This window comes from Paracoccus sp. T5 (assembly GCF_048538155.2).
Taxonomy (GTDB): Bacteria; Pseudomonadota; Alphaproteobacteria; order Rhodobacterales; family Rhodobacteraceae; genus Paracoccus.
This window is the reverse complement of the sequence record NZ_CM135809.1, coordinates 2,614,773-2,635,087: the sequence shown is the minus strand read 5'-3', so window position 1 is coordinate 2,635,087 and position 20,315 is coordinate 2,614,773. Positions and strand designations below refer to the sequence as shown.

General features: G+C 63.2%; 17 protein-coding genes and 1 pseudogene. 7 read left to right on the top strand and 11 right to left on the bottom strand.

The window, feature by feature from the left end; all coding sequences use genetic code 11:
- Window positions 1-21 precede the first annotated feature (21 nt).
- From ACNR9W_RS12905 to ACNR9W_RS12885, 5 genes and pseudogenes are all read right to left on the bottom strand, one after another.
- Window positions 22-942, bottom strand: a complete 921-nt coding sequence (locus ACNR9W_RS12905) for an ABC transporter permease (protein WP_419269080.1) — start codon at window positions 940-942, stop codon at window positions 22-24.
- Window positions 942-1,835 carry an ABC transporter permease gene (locus tag ACNR9W_RS12900; RefSeq protein ID WP_419269079.1) on the bottom strand — a complete coding sequence of 298 codons (894 nt, stop codon included), beginning with the start codon at window positions 1,833-1,835 and terminating at the stop codon, window positions 942-944. The genes ACNR9W_RS12905 and ACNR9W_RS12900 overlap by 1 nt, the downstream gene beginning before the upstream one ends.
- A complete protein-coding gene (locus tag ACNR9W_RS12895; RefSeq protein ID WP_419269078.1) occupies window positions 1,828-2,424 on the bottom strand; it encodes an ANTAR domain-containing response regulator in 597 nt (198 codons plus the stop codon). The genes ACNR9W_RS12900 and ACNR9W_RS12895 overlap by 8 nt, the downstream gene beginning before the upstream one ends.
- Window positions 2,421-3,464 carry a transporter substrate-binding protein gene (locus tag ACNR9W_RS12890; RefSeq protein WP_458478738.1) on the bottom strand — a complete coding sequence of 348 codons (1,044 nt, stop codon included), beginning with the start codon at window positions 3,462-3,464 and terminating at the stop codon, window positions 2,421-2,423. Before ACNR9W_RS12890 ends, ACNR9W_RS12895 begins: the two co-directional genes overlap by 4 nt.
- A 443-nt stretch (window positions 3,465-3,907) precedes the next feature.
- Window positions 3,908-6,354: pseudogene (locus ACNR9W_RS12885) on the bottom strand (GcvT family protein).
- Between the two features lie 66 nt (window positions 6,355-6,420).
- Between ACNR9W_RS12885 and ACNR9W_RS12880 the strand changes: the two are divergent.
- Window positions 6,421-7,089, top strand: a complete 669-nt coding sequence (locus ACNR9W_RS12880; RefSeq protein WP_419269076.1) for a helix-turn-helix domain-containing protein — start codon at window positions 6,421-6,423, stop codon at window positions 7,087-7,089.
- Window positions 7,090-7,407: 318 nt separating this feature from the next.
- Here the strand turns inward: ACNR9W_RS12880 and ACNR9W_RS12875 are convergent, their stop codons facing one another.
- From ACNR9W_RS12875 to ACNR9W_RS12850, 6 genes are read right to left on the bottom strand one after another with little or no spacing between them, the layout of a single operon-like run.
- Window positions 7,408-8,334 (bottom strand): isoaspartyl peptidase/L-asparaginase family protein, encoded by a 927-nt coding sequence (locus ACNR9W_RS12875; RefSeq protein WP_419269075.1) that lies wholly within the window; start codon window positions 8,332-8,334, stop codon window positions 7,408-7,410.
- A complete protein-coding gene (locus ACNR9W_RS12870; RefSeq protein WP_419269074.1) occupies window positions 8,331-9,236 on the bottom strand; it encodes a polysaccharide deacetylase family protein in 906 nt (301 codons plus the stop codon). The genes ACNR9W_RS12875 and ACNR9W_RS12870 overlap by 4 nt, the downstream gene beginning before the upstream one ends.
- The gene (locus ACNR9W_RS12865; RefSeq protein ID WP_419269073.1) at window positions 9,233-9,988 is read right to left on the bottom strand and encodes an SDR family NAD(P)-dependent oxidoreductase; all 756 of its coding nucleotides are present in this window, start codon (window positions 9,986-9,988) and stop codon (window positions 9,233-9,235) included. The genes ACNR9W_RS12870 and ACNR9W_RS12865 overlap by 4 nt, the downstream gene beginning before the upstream one ends.
- Window positions 9,979-11,001, bottom strand: a complete 1,023-nt coding sequence (locus ACNR9W_RS12860) for a ketopantoate reductase family protein (protein WP_419269072.1) — start codon at window positions 10,999-11,001, stop codon at window positions 9,979-9,981. The genes ACNR9W_RS12865 and ACNR9W_RS12860 overlap by 10 nt, the downstream gene beginning before the upstream one ends.
- The gene (locus tag ACNR9W_RS12855; protein ID WP_419269071.1) at window positions 10,998-11,699 is read right to left on the bottom strand and encodes a creatininase family protein; all 702 of its coding nucleotides are present in this window, start codon (window positions 11,697-11,699) and stop codon (window positions 10,998-11,000) included. Before ACNR9W_RS12855 ends, ACNR9W_RS12860 begins: the two co-directional genes overlap by 4 nt.
- Window positions 11,696-12,700, bottom strand: coding sequence for a GntR family transcriptional regulator (locus ACNR9W_RS12850; RefSeq protein ID WP_419269069.1), 1,005 nt, complete (start codon window positions 12,698-12,700; stop codon window positions 11,696-11,698). Before ACNR9W_RS12850 ends, ACNR9W_RS12855 begins: the two co-directional genes overlap by 4 nt.
- 251 nt (window positions 12,701-12,951) lie before the next feature.
- Here ACNR9W_RS12850 and ACNR9W_RS12845 point away from each other — a divergent pair, with 251 nt between their 5' ends.
- The 6 genes from ACNR9W_RS12845 to ACNR9W_RS12820 all read left to right on the top strand — a co-directional run bounded on the left by ACNR9W_RS12845 (window position 12,952) and on the right by ACNR9W_RS12820 (window position 19,899).
- Window positions 12,952-14,457, top strand: a complete 1,506-nt coding sequence (locus ACNR9W_RS12845) for an ABC transporter substrate-binding protein (RefSeq protein WP_419269068.1) — start codon at window positions 12,952-12,954, stop codon at window positions 14,455-14,457.
- 91 nt (window positions 14,458-14,548) lie between these two features.
- Window positions 14,549-15,523: an ABC transporter permease gene (locus tag ACNR9W_RS12840; protein ID WP_419269067.1), complete on the top strand. Its 975-nt coding sequence runs from the start codon at window positions 14,549-14,551 to the stop codon at window positions 15,521-15,523.
- A complete protein-coding gene (locus ACNR9W_RS12835; protein ID WP_419269066.1) occupies window positions 15,523-16,449 on the top strand; it encodes an ABC transporter permease in 927 nt (308 codons plus the stop codon). The genes ACNR9W_RS12840 and ACNR9W_RS12835 overlap by 1 nt, the downstream gene beginning before the upstream one ends.
- Complete coding sequence (locus tag ACNR9W_RS12830) at window positions 16,446-17,411, top strand: ABC transporter ATP-binding protein (RefSeq protein ID WP_419269065.1); 966 nt, start codon at window positions 16,446-16,448, stop codon at window positions 17,409-17,411. Before ACNR9W_RS12835 ends, ACNR9W_RS12830 begins: the two co-directional genes overlap by 4 nt.
- Window positions 17,408-18,430 carry an ABC transporter ATP-binding protein gene (locus ACNR9W_RS12825; RefSeq protein WP_458478498.1) on the top strand — a complete coding sequence of 341 codons (1,023 nt, stop codon included), beginning with the start codon at window positions 17,408-17,410 and terminating at the stop codon, window positions 18,428-18,430. Before ACNR9W_RS12830 ends, ACNR9W_RS12825 begins: the two co-directional genes overlap by 4 nt.
- The gene (locus ACNR9W_RS12820) at window positions 18,427-19,899 is read left to right on the top strand and encodes a carboxypeptidase M32 (protein WP_419269063.1); all 1,473 of its coding nucleotides are present in this window, start codon (window positions 18,427-18,429) and stop codon (window positions 19,897-19,899) included. Before ACNR9W_RS12825 ends, ACNR9W_RS12820 begins: the two co-directional genes overlap by 4 nt.
- Window positions 19,900-20,315: the final 416 nt, after the last annotated feature.

Genomic DNA, 20,315 nt, shown 5'->3' with positions numbered 1-20,315 from the left:
TTCCCTGTTGTGGTTGATGAGTCACCGCATCTTGATGCGCGGATCGATGAAGGGGGTGACGATGTCGGCCAGAAGGTTGCCCAGCACGATAAAGCTCGCCGAAACCATGGTGACCCCCATGATGACGGGGATGTCCACGCGCTGGATCGCCTGCCATGCAAGTTGACCGATGCCGGGCCAGCCGAAGACGCTTTCGACGACGACGATGCCGCCCATGAAGATGCCGATGTCGATCCCGATCATGGCGATGATCGGCAGGATCGCGTTGGGCAACGCGTGACGAAAGAGGATGCGACCCCGCGTCAGACCCTTTGCTCGGGCGGTGCGGATATAGTCCTGGCGCATCACCTCGATCATGGAGGAGCGCATCATCCGCGAATACCAGCCCGAGCCCATGATCCCGAGGGTAACCGCCGGGAGCACGAGATGGGCCAAGGTCCCGTAGCCGCCGATGGGGAACCAGCCCAGCTGCACCGCGAAGACATAAAGCAGCAGCAGCCCAACGACGAATTGCGGTGCCGAGACGGCGACGAAACTGGTCACCATCAGCCCCTGATCCACTGGCCGTCCGCGATAGAGCGCGGCGATCACGCCGAGCGTCAGACCGATCAACAGTTCGCAAAGGATACCGCCCGCCATCAGCAGCAGCGAGGCAGGCAGGCGCGAGGCGATAAGCGTGCCGACCTCGGTCCGCTGCAAGTAGCTGCGCCCCAGGTCTCCCTGGACCAGGCCAGACAGATAGCGACCGTATTGCACTAGCAGCGGCTGATCGAGGCCCAGTTGCTGGCGGATATTCTCGACCGTCTGCTGCGTGGCCGAGCGCCCGGCGATCTGGCGCACGGGGTCCGCCGGCAGGACGTAGAGCAGCACGAAGGTGATGAAGCTGACGCCGAGCAGGATCAGGGCTGCCTGGATGATGCGGCGGAAGAGGTAGCCTACCATCAGTCGCGTCCCCTCTGGGTCGGGTCCAGGACGTCGCGCAGCGCGTCCCCGACCAGGTTGAAGGCCAGTGCAAGCAGCAGGATCGCCGCGCCGGGGATGAAGACCAGCCAAGGCGCCGCCTGGAAGTAGGTCTGGTTCTCGAAGATGATGTTTCCCCAACTGGGCGTTGGTGGCTGCACCCCCACGCCAAGAAAGCTGAGCGTTGCCTCCAGGAGCACCGTGACAGAGATGCCAAGGGTGCCCCAGACGATCAGCGTCGGCACCAGATGCGGCAGGATGTGGCGCCAAAGGATTCGCGCACCAGAGGCGCCGAGCGTGCGTTCGGCCGCAATGAACTCGCCTTCGGACAGGCTGGTTGTTTCGGTATAGACCACCCGTGCGGTCTGGACCCAGTTCACCAGCGCGATTACCATGGCGACGATCCAGAGCGAGGGCTGGAATATTGCAGCTAGGCAGATCGCCAGCAGCAGCGCGGGAAAAGCCATCATCAGGTCGGTGAAGCGCATCAGGATCGCGCCCACCCAGCCACGTAGAAACCCTGCGGTGATCCCGACCAGCGTGCCGATCGTCAGTGCCGCACCATTGGCCACGACGCCGATGATCAGCGAGGTGCGTGCGCCATAGAGCATGCGGCTGAACAGGTCGCGGCCCAGAAGATCGGTGCCCATCAGGAAGTCGCCGCCGGGCGGCATGGGCGCGCCCTGCAGCGTCAGCCCCTCGAACAACTGCTCATTCGGGCCATACCGGACGATCCAGGGCGCGAAGATCGCGCCGCCGACAACCGTCAGGATGATGAAGAAGCCGAACAGGGCCAGCTTTCGCCTCATGAGGCGGCGCAGGATGCTGCCCGGTGCGGCGGACGCATGCGCGGGGATGTGGGCGGTATCAGCCATCACGGGCCTCCTTATCCGCGCCGGCAGTGTCGACGATCCGCGCGGCGGCCTCTTCGAAGCTGACGCGCCAAGCCATCGCCATCTGCCTGAGCTGGTCATAAGCCGCGTCTTCGGTCTTGCCGCGCGCGGCCAGCAGGGCCACCGCACGCACGACGGTCTGCCGCTGGCTCAGGCGGCGACGGAGACTGTCGATCTGGTCGCTCATCTCGGCACGAGCGTCGAAGGTCGCACGGGCAATCAGCAGGGCCGAATAAACCCCTGCCGTCCCGACCGGCTTCAGGATCTGCGCGTCCGCGCCGAAGTTCATCAGCCACTCGATCCTGCCGGGAGCCTCTGATCCGATCAGCGCGATGGTGGGCATGGGAGCGCGCCCCGGCTGCCAGGGGAATTGCTCATCGTGGGCCGTGTCGACGTCCAGAAAAAGATAGTCGGCAGCCTGGATGGCAAGCGGCAGGTCAGGCCAATGGCACAGGGTCTGCAGACCGATCGCCTCCAACTGACGAGACAGGGCCGCGACCGTCGCGTGGGGGCGATGCAGGATGACAGCGACCGCGCCGCCCAGATCGGGAATGCGGAGGCGCCGGTTCATGTCACCACCCGCAGTGCGGGACGCGCAATATCGCTCCCGGCTGTAAGGTAGGGATCGCCTTCAAGCGGTTCCAGCGTATTCAGGACGTGGAAGGCCCTGTTCTCGACCCGAGCGATGGCAACAGGCAGGCGCGTGTGGTGCGTCCGCGCGCTGATGCCCAGCCGCCTCGCAACGGGCAGCGCCAGAAGCTGCGACAGAGGCAGGTTTTCCGCGCCCGGCCGGTGGTTCAGCAATTGCGCCAGCATTATGACGGATGCATAGGCCGCCGCCTCGAAGGACGAACCAAAATCCTCTTCCCGGCCGCGCCCCGTCGGCATCGTGGGCATGCCACGGAACCAGGGCCCTGCCGCGACGATCCCATCAGCCGACGCGCCCATGACCGGCAATTCGCATTCGGTCAGGTTGCAGGAAAGGACGGGACAGCGGGGATTGGCAAAATATTGATTGCGTCGACGCAGGCCGGCCATCGCCGCGATGAACTCGTATTGAGACGGCCCGATCAGCTGGTTGAGAACGAAGTCCGGGCGCAGGGCCTCAATCTCCTCAACAATTCTCGAAACATCGGTCGAGCCAAGCGGCAGATACCGCTCTCCCAGGACTTCACCCCCTGCAGAGATGGTCACTTCGCGGGCAAGGCGGTTCATCTCCCAGCCCCAGATGTAATTCGAGCCTGTAAGATAGCCGCGTTTGCCGTGGGACCTGAACACATGGTCAAGCAAGGGCAGCAGGTGCTGGTTCGGGCAGGCGTGCGTGTAGACGATCCGGTCCGAGGCCTCGAAGCCCTCGTAGGGCACAGGATACCAAAGGGCACCGTTCAATCGCTCCAATGAGGGAATGACCTCCTTCCGGCTCCACGATGTTGTGCAGCCGATAATATGTCGGGCGCGCGTCTTGCTCAGAATGTCCTCGCTGAGCGGCGCGTAAGCATCAACATCTCCGGCCGGATCACGCTCGACCGGGTCGAAGTTCAGGTCGTAGCCGCTGTCGGTGTTCACCTCTGCGATCCCCTTGAGGACACCGCGGCGGCTGGCTTCCCCCATCAGCCGGTAGGGCCCCGAACGAGAGAAAAGGACGCCTATTTCGATTTTTCGTGCCAAGGCCTGTCCAAACAAAAAAGCCTCGCAGATCCCCTTGCTCGAAAGAGCGAACGGATCGCGAGGCGCGGTTGCCAGCTATGTCCTGCCGACGATGAAGCACGCTGCTTATGCCAGTCAACAGTTAATGCGTTCGAGACCATCTATATGCTGAAGCGATGAGCAAAGGTTTGAAGAGCTCAAGTTGGCTGTGCTCCAATACCTCTGCTTGCAGCAGGCCATGGCTAGTTCACCTTGGTCAGGACGGTCAGTTCCATGATAAGTTGTGAGGCCATAGGGTAATGTCAGGCCATACTTGCCGGTCAGGTCCGGGGACGTGCGGCAGTGGAGGGTCCCAAAAGCGGCCCTTAAGACGCGGCGCAGAAATGCGGCGCCATGATCCCGATCGCCTAGACCATCATCCGTGCGGATCTTGCATCATACATGGGCGTCAGGCTCGCATCGGCGGGGACAATCCGACCAGCGATGTCGATGCTGTAATCAGATAGCAGCATCGCGTCGGCGCTTTCTCTGTCCATTACCGGAACAAAGCCGAGCCCGACAGCACCGCCAAGCGTATGGCCGTAATTTCCCGATGACAGGTGTCCCACGATCCGTCCGTTGCGCAGAATGGGCTCGTTGTGGAACAGCAGCGGCTCCGGGTTCTTCAGGCGGAACTGCATCAGCCGTCGCGATAGTCCATGATCTCGCTTGCGCAGCACCGCGTCGCGACCGATAAAATCGCCCTTGTCCGTTTTGACGGCGAAGCCAAGACCCGCCTCAAGGACGTGATCCTCGTCGGTAATGTCATGGCCGAAATGGCGATAGGCCTTCTCGATCCGGCAGCTGTCCATCGCGTGAAGGCCGCACAGCTTCAGCCCGACCTGCTCGCCCGCTTCAACCAACGCCTCGCAGACATGGGCTGCCTGATCCGAGGACACATATAATTCCCACCCCAGCTCTCCGACATATGAGACGCGATGGGCACGAGCGAGGCCCATGCCGACCTCGATCTCCCGTGCGGCTCCGAAGGGGTGGGACGCATTCGACAGATCGTCCGGAGACACAAGCCAGAGCAATTCACGCGATCGTGGCCCCATCACGCAGATCACCGCTTCGGCTGCTGAAACATCGGTGATGACAACCCATTCGTCCGTCAGGTGGCGGCGAAGCCAAGCCAGATCACGCTGCAGCGTAGCGCCGGGCACGACAAGCAGGAATGCTGTCTCGGACAGGCGTGTTGCGGTCAGGTCGCTTTCGATACCGCCGCGCGGGTTCAGCATCTGGGTGTAGACAATACGTCCCGGTGCAACATCCATCTGGTTGGCACATAGCCTTTGCAGGAACGCGAGCGCCTCGCGTCCCTCGACTCGGATCTTGCCAAAGGAGGTCATGTCCAGCAACCCGACGCCTTCGCGCAAAGCAAGATGCTCCGCCCGCTGGTTGTCGAACCAGTTCTGGCGCTTCCAGCTATAGTGATACTCCGCGGTTTGCCCCTTGTTGGCAAACCAGTTAGCACGTTCCCAACCGGCCGCCTCGCCAAAGACCGCGCCCTGGGCCCTGAGTTGGTCGTGCAGCGGGCTGCGCCGCACACCGCGCGCAGTCGCCGGCTGACGATAGGGGAAATGGTCGGCATAGAGCAAGCCAAGGGTCTCGGTCACCCGGTTTCGCAGATACGTTCGGTTGCGCTGGAAGGGCTGGGCGCGGCGGATATCCACCTCCCACAGGTCGAAGGGGGGCTCACCGTCGCTCACCACTGGGCCAGTGCCATGCCCGCCCCGCCTGAGGAGGCGATGCCTATCGAGTTATAGCCGGCCGCTACCCAGTAGCCGGCCAGCTCTGGTGCCTCGCCCAGATAATACCGGTCGTCTGGGGTGAAGCTTTCCGGCCCGTTGAAGAAGGTGTGGATACCCGCATCGGCCAACATCGGCAGCCGATTGATGCCCATTTCCAGAATCGCCTCGAAATGATCGAAGTCATCCGGCAGCTGGTCAAAGCAGAAATCCTCGCGAATGCCGGTCATGCCCCATGGCTTGGCCACCGGCTCGAACGCGCCCAGCAGGATCTTGCCCGCATCCTCTTTGTAATACGCGCATTCGTCGGGCACCCGCAGCACCGGCATGCGTGTCAGACCGGGGATGCTGTCGGTCACTATGTAGAAATGCTCGCATGCATGCAAAGGCAGTGTCACGCCCGAGGATGCGGCCAGATCACGGCCCCACATGCCGCCGCAATTCACCACCATGTCGGCGGCGATGTGCCCCGTCTCATCGCCACGCTGCCAAGTGACGCCGGTTGCCCGGCCACCTGCCTTGGTCACAGCCAGCACCTTAGTCTGCTCGACAATCAGCGCCCCGTGGTTCCGTGCGCCCTTGGCCAGTGCCAACGTGATATTCGTCGGATCGGCCTGCCCATCCAGCGGCAGATGCACACCCGCCGTGACCCCATCGGCGTTCAGATGCGGATACAGATCTTTGACTTCGGCTGGGGAGAGCTCATTGACCTCGATGCCGAGGGCGCGGGCAAGGCTGGCCTGCCGCAGGATCTCCTCCTTCCGCTCCATCGTCAGGGCGGCGGTGATCGAGCCGCATTGGCGGAAGCCCGTTGCAAGACCGGTCTCGGCCTCCAGACGTGTGTAGAGGTCGGCCGAATACTTTGCCAGCCGCGTCATGTTCTGGCTGGCACGCAACTGCCCCACCAGACCTGCAGCGTGCCAGGTCGTTCCGCAGGTCAGCTGCTTGCGCTCCAGCAGGACGATGTTCGACCAGCCCAGCTTCGCCAGATGGTAGGCTACCGAACAGCCCGATATGCCGCCCCCGATGATGACGACGCGCGCGGCTGTAGGCAGGTTGATCATGATGTGACAGCTTTTCTGAAATGGAGGTGGACCAAGAAGGTCGCAGACCATGCTGCAGAGTAAAAAATGAAAATCAACATTATTATTTCATTTCACACTGAACATCTTCTTCCAGCCTTGCCTGTCCAGCGCAGACGACCGATGCTGGCCCCGACATCCATCGACGAAAGCTGCCGTGGCGTGAACAACCTGGTTGGAAGCGATATCCGCGCTTTGAGAAAGTCCCGCGGCCTGACGATCGCCGATCTGACATCCGCACTCGGCCGGTCTGTCGGCTGGCTGAGCCAAGTCGAGCGCGGACACACCGTCCCATCGGTCAGGGACCTGGCCGCCATCGCGGCATATTTCGATGTAAGCCTCAACTTCTTCTTCCGCTGCGCCCATCAGAACCCCGAAGAACAGGGTCTGGTCCTGCGCGCCGCCGACCGCATGGCGATTGGCTCAAGCGAGACCGGGTTGACCGAGGAACTGTTGTCGCCGACGCTTGGCGGAAGCTTCGAGATGATCATGTCCACCTTTGCCCCAGGTTCGGACAGCGGAGGGCCCAAAGCCGCGCGCCCAAGCGAGGACGGAGGCGTCCTGATCTCGGGACAGTTGACAATGTGGATCGGTGCGCTGAAGGTGGTCCTGCATCCTGGGGACAGCTTTCAGTTCAGGGAAAGCACCTATGCCTGGGAGAACGAGGGGACTGAACCAGCCGTCGTCATCTGGGTCATCTCGCCACCCGTATATTAAGATGATGTGCGCAGGATGGTGACTATTCGTAGCTCACCGACCTCTGCGTTGGTGAGATCCCGGTCAGCGATATGATCAAGCGCAGCGCGCCACTAGGAGCTGTTTTCCTTGTCCTACGTGATGGACCTTAAAGTCGTAGATAAACTCGGCCAAGCCGCCGCCCGGCGTAAGCTAGGAACGCGTTATAGCGGGCCAACGTCCGCTTGGGCTTTATGCTCCTGCCACCCTGCTACCCTCCGCGCTGCTCACCCTCCGTTTCCCGCCCAAATCACCCGCCATTGTCAGGCAGAGCTGCGGATCTCATGATTTGCAGCGAAATTAGCGGTAGATATACGTCCTAAAGCCGGATTCCTGGGTGACGGTGCCTCTATACATACCTTCGCAATTGAAGGGCAGGGACAGGTTTCCTTGAGCATCGACGGCTATGACGCCTCCTGATCCGCCATTCGATCCAAGGTCGTCCATGACCACATGGCATGCCGCGTCCGTCAACGTCTGGCCTGCATGACGCATTCGGGCCGCGATTTCGGCGGCGGCGTTCCAGCGGATGAAGATCTCGCCATGCCCGGTGCCGGAAACTGCGCAGGTGTCGTTGTCCGCATAGGTGCCCGCGCCGATCACGGGGGTGTCTCCGACGCGGCCAGGTAACTTGGCCGTCATACCGCCCGTTGAGGTGGCAGCAGCCAGGTTGCCGTGAGTGTCGCGTGCTACGGCACCTACAGTCCCATGGCGGCGGGCCGGATCGGTGTCGTCGACCCCATGGCGACGCATCTGCAATGTCGTCTGCAGGGCATCCCATCTTTGCTGGGTGAAGAAGTATTCCGTCCCCTCAAAAGGCAGGCCTGCGTCGCGCGCCACCTGTAAGGCGCTGGGGCCGATCAGAAGGACATGATCGGTTCTCTCCATCACTGCCCGTGCGGCCAGGATCGGGTTGCGCGGTCCCATGATGCCTGCGATGGCGCCCGCCTTGCGCGTGGCGCCGTCCATGACTGCGGCGTCCATTTCCTGCTGGCCGTCTGAGGTGAAGACGGCACCGCGTCCCGCGTTGAAGAGCGGCTCGTCCTCCAGCACGCAAACAGCGGCAGTAACCGCGTCCATCGCGCTGCCGGATGCGACGAGGATCTCATGCCCGGCCTGCAAGGCACGGCGCAGGCCGGCATGATAGCGAGCTTCCAGTTCATCAGTCATGTTCCGGCGCAGAATGGTGCCGGCGCCGCCATGCACCGCAAGTGAAAATCCGGTCACTTTGACGCTCCTCGTGGCAGTCCGGCCTGCTCCGCGCAGTAGCCGGCGACTTCGGCATGGGTGGCGATCCAGCAGTCGCCCTTGGCGACGATGCGCTCCAGCAGCTGTTCCAGGATGAAGATGCGGCTGCGATATCCACTGACATGCGGGTGCATGGTCAGAAGGAACAGCCCGCCATCGGCGTAGGCGCCCTCGAACTCGCGCAGGAAGATGTCCAGCACATCCGCAGGAGGCGTATAAGGCCGCTGTGCCCCAAAGCGGTTCATCATGAAATAAACCGCGTCGTCGCGGATCCATTCGACGGGCAGTTCGACCATGCCTGTAGGCTGTCCATCCTGCAGGATCTCGTAGGGGTCATCGTCGGAAAACAGCGAGCTGTCGTAGAGGAGGCCCATCTCACGGGCGATAGACAGGGTAGCGGGACTGTAGTCCCAGGACGGCGTCCGCATGCCGACGGGGCGCTGGCCGCTGATGCGCTCCAGCGTGTCGGCGGCACGCAGCATCAGCTCCCGCTCGGTCGCGGCGTCCAGCGTGGTGTTCAGCTCGTGGATCCAGCCGTGCAGGCCGATTTCGTGCCCATCATGCGCAAGGGCGCGCTGTTCATCCGGATGCAGCAGTGCCGCAACCGCCGGGACGAAGAACGTCGCCTTGGCGCCGTGGCGGTCCAACACCTGCCGGATGCGGGGAACGCCACGGCGCGCGCCGAATTCGCCCCAACTGAGGCGGGCCACGGAATTGCCGCCGTCGCGCAATTCGTTCGTCTCGTGATCGCTGTCGAAGGAGAAGGCCACGGCGCAGCGCGCACCGCCCGGCCATCGTTCCGGAAGCAGGCTACGGCCTGCGCGCACCGCGCCGACCTTTGTGCGCCAGACGTCCTCCGGCCATTCGTGCGGGTTTGTCATCCGTGTCCTCCGTCCACCTGCAGGATCTGTCCGGTGATCCAGTCCGCCTGCCGCGAGCACAGGAACGCGACGGCGTTGGCGATGTCCTCGGCCTGCCCAAGACGACGCAGGTGAATGCTGTCGATGATGCGCTGCTGCCGAGCGGGACCGAAGGCCTGCCACTGCCGTTCGGTCGAGGGATTAGACAGGATGAACCCCGGCGCGACCGAATTCACGGTGATCCCCGACGGCCCCAGTTCCAGAGCCAGCTGCTTGGTCAGCCCGACGAGTGCATGCTTTGCCGCGGTATAGGCCTGGATGCCCGTCAGGCTGGGCTTCAGCCCCGCACCCGAGGAGATGGTGACGATCCGGCCCGATCCTGCGGCCTTCATGCCGGGGGTCAGCGCCTGTGCGCACCACATGACCGCGTCGACATTGGCCGCGAAGATGGCCCGCCAGTCGGTCTCGTCCACCAGGTCCAGGGGCATGCCGACCTGGCCGCGCACACCGCCGGCGGCGGTGATTAGCCCGTCGACCCGACCGTGCCGATCCAGCACGGTTGCGCAAAGCGCTCGGGCGCCCTCCTGCCGCCCCAGATCGCCTGCGTGACAGGTGACGCCGGGCAGTCCCGCCAGCGGTGTCAGTCCGGCGTCATCGATGTCCATGGCGGCCACGATCGCGCCCGATCCCGCAAGCGTCCGCACGATCGCCGCGCCTATGCCCTGTGCCGCTCCCGTGACGGCAAAGACCTGTCCTGCCAAGGTCAGCTGCATGTCGCCACCATCCGGTCCAGAAGCACGGTGGATTGTGTCCGGGTGCCGTCCTCGATGCCGTGGATCAGGTTGCACAACTCCGATAGGGCGGGGGTGGGAATGCCGTGCCCGCGGCCGATCTCGATCAGGACGCCCACTTGCGCATCGACCTCGGTCTTGCGCCTGCGGACGGCAAGGTCGCGGTAGATCCCGGAATGGGTCTTCGCCGTCTTGCGGTTATGGGCCACCATTGCGTCGATCGAAGCATCTATCCGCGCCGCGTCGAGGGCCAGGAATGCATCCGGATCGAAGCCGTTGAAGCCCAGGGGCGTGACACCCTCGGCCTGGGCCAGACGCATGACCTCATGGCCCAAGGCCGCGTAGACCGGGCGCCACGGGGCCGGGTCCATCGCGTCGGACATCGATTCCGGTGTCAGTGCGGTCGCGAACAGCAGCGAGCCGTAGCCCATCTTGCCCCACAGATAGCCCCATATGTTGTCGGTCATGACCGCCTCGGGTTCGACCAACGCGAACAGGGCATGCATCTCCTGCACCCGCGGGCTGACGCGATTGTCCAGTTCGCCCAAGGCCACCGCCGCGCGGTTGCCGTAAAGGATGCGGCCCGGCTCCAACCAGTCCGCGCCAAAGTTGACAAAGCAGCCGACCGTGCGATCCGCGCCGATCATGTCCGCGATTACGCGCTCGTTCAGGCCATTCTGTGCCGACACGACAAAGCCGTCCGGCGCAAGGTGCGGCATCAGCATCTGCATGGCTTGACGGGTATGATGCGCCTTCACGGCAAGGATCACGCGGCGATAGGTCCCGGTCAGCGTGGCAGGGGTTTCGGCCGGAAGGATCTGGACGAACTCCTCGACGGGGCCTTCGATGCGCAACCCGTCGCGGCGCATCGCCTCGACGTGCTCGGCCTCGATGTCTACCATCTGCACCGGGTGGCCTGCGCGGGCGGCATAGGCGCCCAAAATGCCGCCGATGGCCCCGGCGCCCCAGATCAGGACAGGTTCCTGCTCCGTCATGCCCAGTCGCCTTCGATCAGGGCGCGGGTCTCCGCAACGGCGACCTGCCAGATGCCGTCCATCCGGTCGTCGGGCTTCTGGTAATGGCCGCCGTAATTGCCGTCCCCGATCAGGTCGCGCACGCCCTGGGCGTCCCGGTCGCGGAGGCGGCCGAAGTCGACATAGGGCTTCTGCTCGGGGGGCACCGGACGACCCGGCAGGCGTGTCCAAGGAAAGTTCTCCATCCAGGAGGCGTGCGAGGCCACCGGATCGACGGCCTGCACCGCGGCCCAGGTGCGCGGGGCCCGCCACCAGTCGTGGAACCGGCACCGCGCCCCAGGGCGGGCCTGCATCCATTCCGCGCAGACAGGCTGGACTGGGCTGTTGCCGCCATGTCCGTTGACGATCAGCACGCGTCGAAACCCGGTGTCGTAGAGACTGTCTAGGATGTCCCGCACCAGCGCCGCATAGGTCGAAAGCTTCAGGGAGACTGTTCCTGGAAAGGCCATGAAATAGGGCGTTAGCCCATAGGGAACCGGAGGAAAGACCGGGACGCCAAGAGGCTCTGCCGCATCGGCGGCGATTTTTTCTGACAGGATGGAATCCACCGACAGGCTCAGATGGGCATGCTGTTCGGTGCTGCCCAGGGGCAGGATGCAGCGGTCGTCCGTCTGCAGATAGGCCTCAATGTCGAACCAGGAACTTTCGGAAATTTTCATGGCGTCTCTCCTTTGATGGCGCCGGCCGTGCGGAGGGCGTCCAATGCCGGCAGCAGTTGTGTCTGCACGGCGTGGCTGTCGGGGGTGTGGCGATATTCGATCGCGGTCTGCTGGTGGGCAAGGCTGGCTCGCAGATACTCAGCGCCCGTCGCGTGGATCAGCACGTCGCACTCCGCCAGCAGGCGGTCCAGGTCGTTGGCCGTGCGTGCGACGGCCGTCACGCGACCCAGATGCGGTGCGAACCGACCAACCCCGGCCTTCAGCACGCTGAGGAAATCATCGAAGTATGAGACCAGCAGCACACGCGCATCGGGTCGAAGGCCGGCAAGGGCCACGCGCGTGGCTTCGTTCGGGATCAGGATCATGCTGACCTGAGGGATTTCGGGAAACAGCTCGGCCGCCTGTGTCGCAAGGGTCCGGGGTGAGACGACCAAGTCGACGCGCGCCGGCAGGTCGGCCCGCTGGTCAATGGTCCAAGGCATGATGACATCGTCGGGGGACAGATATGACACCAGATCGCGGGCATAGGCCGCAGTCGCATCGCTGAATGTCCCCAACACCACGACGCGCAGGGGTCGCGGCGCGCTAGACGCCGCCATCGTCACGCGAAGGGCGATATCCTGCGCTGTCAGCCCTAGTTCCCGCCCGGCGGACACCAGTGCGGCGATCTGACGTTCAAGCGCAGCCATCTGCCGCGAGCGCGTGGCACAGGGGATGCCGCGATCGGTCACGAAGGTGCCTGATCCGATTCGCCCTTCGATCTGACCACGTTCCTGCAGGGCGGCAAAGACGTTGCTGACCGTGACGGGCGACAGCCCCAATGTCGCCGCAAGCTTTCGAACCGAAGGAAGGCGGCTGCCGGACGGGATGTCGCCCGCTGCGATCCCATATTCCAGTGCCCCGCGCAGCTGCACGGAAACCGGGACCGAAGAGGCCGGATCGATGGCATGGGCGATCCGCAGCAGGGCGGCATCCAAGTCAGGGGCGGGAACTGCGCTCATACCGTATCATTGAATGATAACAGTTGGCCGCTCAAGAGTAATTCTTTAAAATCAATGGTGGCAAATCTCCATCGTCATGCATTGTGCGAACGGCAATGCTACTGACATTTTGGCCCGAAATTTCTTGACGTGCAAAAAAAACGGTCTCTAGTGTTACAGTCAATGATAACAGGTGAGGTTCGGAAATGGCTAAAAATGCTCTTCGCTCGGGAATTGCTCTCATCGCTCTGCTGGCTGCCGCCCCGGCGGCCATGGCACAGGACCTGACACTCGGTCTGCGCGCTGGACCGGATTCGATCGACCCGCACTGGTCCACCCTGGGCAGCCAGGCCGAGGCGCTGCGCCACGTCTTCGATACGCTGGTCGATGCTGATGAGACGCTGCAACTGCAACCGGGCCTTGCCGTCAGCTGGACGCCGATTGACGACACCACGTGGGAGTTCAAGCTGCGCGAGGGTGTGTCCTTCCATGACGGCACCCCCTTTACCGCCGAGGACGTCAAGTTCTCGATCGAGCGCATTCCTGCCGTCACGGGCCCGATGCCCATGACGCTCTACACCAAGTATGTCGCGTCGGTCGAAGTCGTGGACGACTATACGCTGCGCATCACCACCAACGGCATGGCGCCGTCGCTGCCGAACGACTTCACGCGCCTGTTCGTCGTTCCGTCCGAAACTGGGATGGAGGCCGGGAACGAGGAATTCAACTCCGGCGAGAAGGCGATCGGCACCGGCCCCTACACGTTCGTCAGCTGGCAGCCCAAGGGCGACCTAGTGGTTCAGCGCAACGACGACTACTGGGGCGATGCCCCGGCTTGGGAGACCGTGACCCGCCGCGAAATCCCCGATGATGCCGCCCGCGTGGCGGCGCTGAAATCGGGACAGGTCGACATGATCAACTATGTGCCGGCCACGGACTACCTGTCGATGCAGGCTGACAGCAGCCTCGACACGTTCGTGTCGGATTCGATCTACATCCTGAACATCGCACCGTCGGTCAAGGACGAGGAGCCCCAGCCAATCAAAGTGAACGGCCAGGAAGTCGACGGCAATCCGCTACAGGACGTGCGGGTGCGCAAGGCATTGGATCTGGCGATCAACCGCGACGTTCTGGTTAACGTGGTTCTGGAAGGGCTGGGCACGCCCGCGAACCAGCTGATGCCCGAAGGGTTCTTCGGCTACTCGTCGGACATTCCGGCACCCGCCTATGACATCGATCAAGCTAAGGCGCTGCTGACCGAGGCGGGTTATCCCGACGGGTTCGAGATCGACTTCACCTGCACGAACAATCGTGTTCCCGGCGACGCGGTGGTCTGCGAGGCGCTGGCCCAGATGTGGTCGCGCCTTGGCCTGACAGTGAATGCGCAGGCACTGAACGGAACGGTCTTCTTCCCAGCCGCGCAGCGCGAGGAATACACGATGACAATGTCCGCCTGGGGGACGCTGACGGGCGAGGCCGCCTATACCTACGGCGCCCTGGTCCATACGCAGGACGCCGAGAAAGGCTTTGGCAACTTCAACCGCTCGGGCTACTCGAACCCGGAATTCGACCGGATTTTCAGCGAGGGCAGCCAGACGCTGGATACGGACGCGCGCCGCGAACTTTACGAGCAGGCGTCCGAAATCGCGATGGAGGATCGCGCCCTGATCCCGACCGTCATCCTGCAGAGCGTTTGGGCGGCCAAGGCCGACATGCTGGATTTCACTCCCCGCGTTGATCAGGAAACCCGCGCCTACGCGATCACCCCGAAAGAGTGATCTGACAACCGCGTGGCGCGTCCGGTTCAGAGGCGCGCCACCGACGCCCGCTGCCGGGCGACATCGGACAGAGAAGAAACGGGGGATTGCGATGTTTGGCTACCTTGTCGGCCGGCTGATGCAGGCGGCGGTGGTCGTGTTCGTCATGTCGGTCATCGTGTTCGTCGGTGTCTACGCGATCGGCAACCCGATCGACGTGATGATCGACCCGGGCGCCAGCCAGGAGATCCGTGAGAACCTGATCCGGCAATACGGGTTCGACCAGCCGCTGTGGCAACAGTATTTCACCTTCGTCGGCAACGTGTTTCAAGGCGATCTGGGTCGATCCATGGTCTACAACATCCCGGTCACGTCGCTTGTCTTCTCGCGTCTGCCCGCGACGCTGGAACTGGTGCTGGTTTCAGTGGGCATCGCAACGCTGATCGGCGTCCCTGCCGGCATGTATGCGGGCTACCGTCCGAACGGCATTCCGGCCAAGCTGATCATGGCGCTGTCTGTCCTGGGCTTCTCCGTCCCGACATTCTGGATCGGGATGCTGCTGATCATGGGGTTCGCCGTCAATCTGGGCTGGTTGCCGTCGGGTGGTCGCGGAGAGGTCGGGCAGGCCCTGTGGTTCAAGACGTCACTGGCGACGGCAGATGGCTGGGCCCATGTAATCATGCCGGCGATCAATTTGTCCCTGTTCAAGATGGGCCTGATGATCCGGCTGACCCGCGCCGGCATGGTCGAGGCGATGGGCACGGACTACGTCCGCTTTGCCCGCGCGCAGGGGCTTCCAGACCGGCAGATCGTGTTCGGTCACATCATGCGCAACATCTCCATCCCGTTGGTGACCGTATTCGGGCTGGAGCTGGGCTCGACACTGGCCTTTGCGGTGGTCACCGAGACAGTCTTCAACTGGCCAGGCGTGGGCAAGCTGATCATCGACAGCATCTTGCAATTGGACCGACCGGTGATGGTGTCCTACTTGGTCATGGTCGTGCTGCTCTTCGTGATGATCAACCTGACTGTCGACCTGATCTATGCGCGGCTCGACCCCCGCGTTCGCCTGAAGGGAGGCGCGTGATGGCCCCAGCCGAAAACAGTCTCACGGTTCCTTCTGCCGCGCCGGTCGAGACACGGGCAATGCGCCTGCGCAACTTCTGGTCCGACTATAGCCGGTCGTGGGTGGCGGTGGGCGCACTGGCCGTAATCGTGACATTGCTGGTCGCATCCTTCGGGGCGCCGTGGCTGGTGCCGCAGGATCCCTACGACTTGGGACAGCTGGACTGGGCGGACGCCTTCCTACGGCCGGGCCAGACAGGATCGGGCGGCTACATCCACCTGCTGGGCACCGACAATGCCGGGCGCGACATGCTGTCCGCGATCCTTTACGGGTTGCGCACCAGCTTCCTGATCGGAATTTCAGCCGGAGCGCTGGCGCTGATCCTGGGCATCAGCATCGGTCTGACGGCCGCATATTTCGGCGGCCGGATCGAGGCGTTGCTGATGCGGATCGTGGACCTTCAGCTGTCCATGCCCGCCATCCTGCTAGCCTTGGTGATGGCCGCCGTTCTGGGACAGGGGGTGCCGCAGATCATCCTGGCGCTGGTCGTGGCGCAATACGCCTATTTCGCTCGCACGACCCATGGCGCCGCGTCCGTCGAGCGCCGCAAGGACTATATCGAGGCCGCGCGGTCGACCCCGCTGCCGACCCTGCGGATCCTGTTCAAGCATCTGCTCCCCAACGTCCTGCCCCCGCTGATCGTCGTGGCAACTGTGCAGGTTGCCAGCGCTATTTCGCTGGAGGCGACGCTGTCCTTTTTAGGTGTCGGCCTGCCACTGACCGAACCGTCGCTGGGGTCACTGATCTCCAACGGCTTCAAGTATATTCATACCGGGCGTTCATGGCTGTCCATCTATCCCGGCGTCTTTCTGATGATCACCGTCGTGGCAATCAACTTGGTCGGTGACCAGGTCAGGACCGTGATCGACCCGAGGAATAGCAGATGACCGCTGCACTCGACGTCAAGGGACTGACCACGCGGTTCGAGACCAGGGCAGGTCATGTGACGGCGGTCAACGACGTCAGCTTCGCCGTGCAGCCCGGTCGGATCATGGGCCTCGTGGGCGAAAGCGGGTCGGGAAAGAGCGTTACCGGTTTTTCGATTCTTGGCCTGATTGACCCGCCGGGGGAGGTGACCGCAGGCGCCGTCCTGGTCGACGGCGTGGATCTGCGGCAGCTGTCCAAGGAGGACCTGCGCAAGATGCGCGGCCGCAAGGTTGCGATGGTCTTCCAGGATCCGATGATGACCCTGAACCCGGTCCTGCGAGTTGGCGACCAGATGGCGATGGCGGTGCGGGTGCATCAGGTCATGTCCAAATCGGATGCCTTGGAACATGCACGGAAAGCACTGGAGGTGGTGGGCATTCCATCCCCTGCGGAACGCCTCCAGGCCTATCCGCACCAGCTGTCCGGAGGCATGCGCCAGCGGGTGGCGATCGCCATGGCGCTTCTGCACAGCCCATCGGTTATCATCGCCGACGAGGCCACAACGGCGCTGGATGTCTCCATTCAGGGCCAGATCTTGGCCGAAGTGCGCGAGCTGGCGGACAACACTGGTGCCGCCATCGTCTGGATCACCCATGATCTGGCCGTCGTCTCCAGCTTGGCCGACGATATCTGTGTGATGTATGCAGGCGGCATCGTCGAACGCGGCACCGCCGAACAGGTGATTGGGGGGCCGCGGCACCCCTATACCCAAGGGTTGCTCGACTCGATCCCGGCGTTGCACGAACCCGGTCGCAAGCTGCCGCAGATCCCCGGTTCGACACCGCAGCTCTCCCGTCTGCCGGAGGGGTGCCCGTTCCGGCCCCGCTGCCCCCGCGCGACCGACCTGTGCCGCACCGTGCCGCCGCTGGATGTCCGCGATGGGCAGGCCGTCCTGTGCCATCACCCGCTGGAGGGCGTATGACCGTTCCGATCCTCAAGATTAATGCTGTCTCTAAACGGTTCACCCGCAGGCCCGGACTGTCGGAGCGTCTGGCCGGAAAATTCACCGGCGGGGGCAAACCCGTGACCGTGCATGCCCTGACTGACGTGTCGCTGCAAGTCGTGAAGGGCGAGGTTCTGGGAATTGTCGGCGAATCCGGCTGTGGGAAATCGACGCTGGGCCGGGTGGTCGCAGGCATTCACGCCCCGACCTCTGGCAGCGTGACATTGAACGGTCGGCCGATCGCCGATCAGCGCAGCGGCACCATCCACAAGCTGACGACGCAGGTTCAGATGATCCATCAGGACCCCTTCGCCAGCCTGAATCCCCGAATGAAGGTCGGAGAGACCTTGGCCGAAGGTCCACGCTATCATGGCATCATTCCAGCAGATCAGGTGCGCACACGCATCCGTTCCCTGCTGGAGCAGGTCGGGCTGGAGGGCGCCTATGCCGACCGCCTGCCGCACCAGTTCTCCGGAGGACAGCGCCAGCGGATCGCCATCGCCCGTGCTTTGGCGATGCAACCCGAGGTGCTGGTGTTGGACGAGGCCGTGGCGTCGCTGGACGTGTCGATCCAGGCACAGGTGCTGAACCTGTTCATGGACCTGCGCCGCGACCTGGGTCTGACAGCGCTGTTCATCAGCCACGATCTGTCGGTCGTCCGCCATGTCTGCGACCGCGTGGCGATTATGTATTTGGGCCGGCTGGTCGAACTGGCACCGGCCGATCAGCTTTATGCGGATCCGCGCCATCCCTATACCCAAGCGTTGTTTGCTTCGATCCCGACCGTTGGCACGGGCCGCGGGCGGTTCGAGGCGATCAAGGGTGAGGTCCCGTCCCCTATCGCACCGCCGCCCGGCTGCGCCTTCCATCCACGCTGCCCGTTCGCAGGGCCGCGGTGCCGGGCCGAGGTGCCGCAACTGACCGCGGCCGGTGCGTCCCGCACGGTGGCCTGCCATCTGAACGACGGTGGCGTCGACATCCAGAAAGGTGCCGCATGACCACGGAACTCCATGCCCGGATCGGGCAGCTGAATGACGTCCTATGCACGGTCAATATGCTCAACTGGGACGCGCGAACGCAGATGCCATCGGGTGGTGCAGAGACGCGCGGCCAGCAGGTGGCGACGCTGATGGGCATCGCGCGCAAGATGATCCTGGATCCCACCATGCGCGACGCGGTTGATGCCGCCGGCGACGATCCCCAGGCCCAAATGGTGCGGGAGGCCATCGATCATCACGCCCGCCTTCCGGCGGAACTGCTGCAGGCAAAAGCGGAGCACGCGACGATCGCGGGCGCGGCTTGGGCCAAGGCACGCGCGCAGGGTGATTTCACGATCTTCCAGCCTCATTTGGAGAGGGTCGTGGCCCTGGCGCGCAGGACCGCCGATGCGCTTGGGCATCAGGGGCATCCCTACGACCCGATGGTGCAGGTCTTCGAACCAGGCGAAACGGCGGCCAGCCTAGGGACGTTGTTCGACAGCCTTCGTGCGGGCATTCTTCCCATTCTGGATCGCGCACGCGCCCGACCCGCACCCCGCACGGATTTCCTCTATCGGGACTATGATCCGCGGCTTCAGAAGCAGTTCGCCACCAACATCGCCCACGCCTTGGGCTATGATTTCGACAGGGGGCGCCTAGACACCGCCGTCCACCCCTTCGAGGTCAGCTTTACTCGCAATGATGTCCGCATCACGTCACGGTGGCCCCGCAACTATCTGCCGATGTCGATCTTTGGCACCATCCACGAGGCCGGCCATGCCCTCTACGAACAGGGCGTCGATCCTGCTTACACGCGCAGCGCCTTTGCCACAGACATGATCGGTCTCTACGCCGTGGGCGGCACCAGCTTTGGCATGCACGAAAGCCAATCGCGCCTTCTAGAGAACCACATCGGACGCAGTCCGGCCTTCTGGCATGCGCATTTCCCGCATCTTCGCGATACCTTTCCCGACCAGCTTTCCGATGTGACGACGGAAGAGTTCGTCGCTGCGGTCAACAGGGTCGAACCGGGGCAGATCCGGGTTGAGGCGGACGAGTTGACTTATGATCTGCACATCATGCTGCGCGTCCGGATCGAGATGGCACTGATGGAGGGCAGCCTGCAGGTGGCTGACATACCCGACACATGGAACCGGGCGATGAGGTCGGATATGGGGATCCAGATCGACAACGACGCTAGCGGGTGCTTGCAGGACATTCATTGGTCGTCAGGATATATAGGATCGTTTCCGACCTACACGATCGGCAATGTGACGGCCGCACAGTTGATGCGGCACCTTGGAGAAGGATCGCCAGCCGTCATCAGCGCGGTGAACGAAGGCAATCTGGAACCACTCCGAAGCAGCTTGAGAGAGGTGGTTTGGAATCACGGGCGGTCATTGACACGTGCTCAAATATTGGACCGCCTCGGCTTGGCGAGTAACAATCCTTCCGCCTATCTCGAATACTTGGACCAGAAATTCGGCTGACAAATTGTCTGCGATGATATGCTTGCCGTGACGCGGATACCGTTGCGGGGCCGATAATTGGTGTGGCGTGTGTCCGTCAACGTCGTTTAGGCAATTCGATGGCCCGAGCTGTCTTGCTCGACCTCAATGTGCTACCTAACCAGTCCGCCTCCGAGAGTGGCTCGCCTGCGGTGGCTGAGCGGTTGCGGCACTTCGGCACTCCGGTCAGCTAGCTTTCACCCTCAAGGCTGAGTCCTACGCACGAGATGTTGCAACGCATACGGATGGCCGCTCCTCGCCCATACATCAGCTACCTCACTGCAATACCACGCCGCTTTTCACCCTTCCCATTGTCAAGGGTGCTTACCCGACCTTCGATAGAGTGACCGTCCGCTTTGGGCTGATGCCGCGGTCTCTATGCTGCACCACCGTCGGGC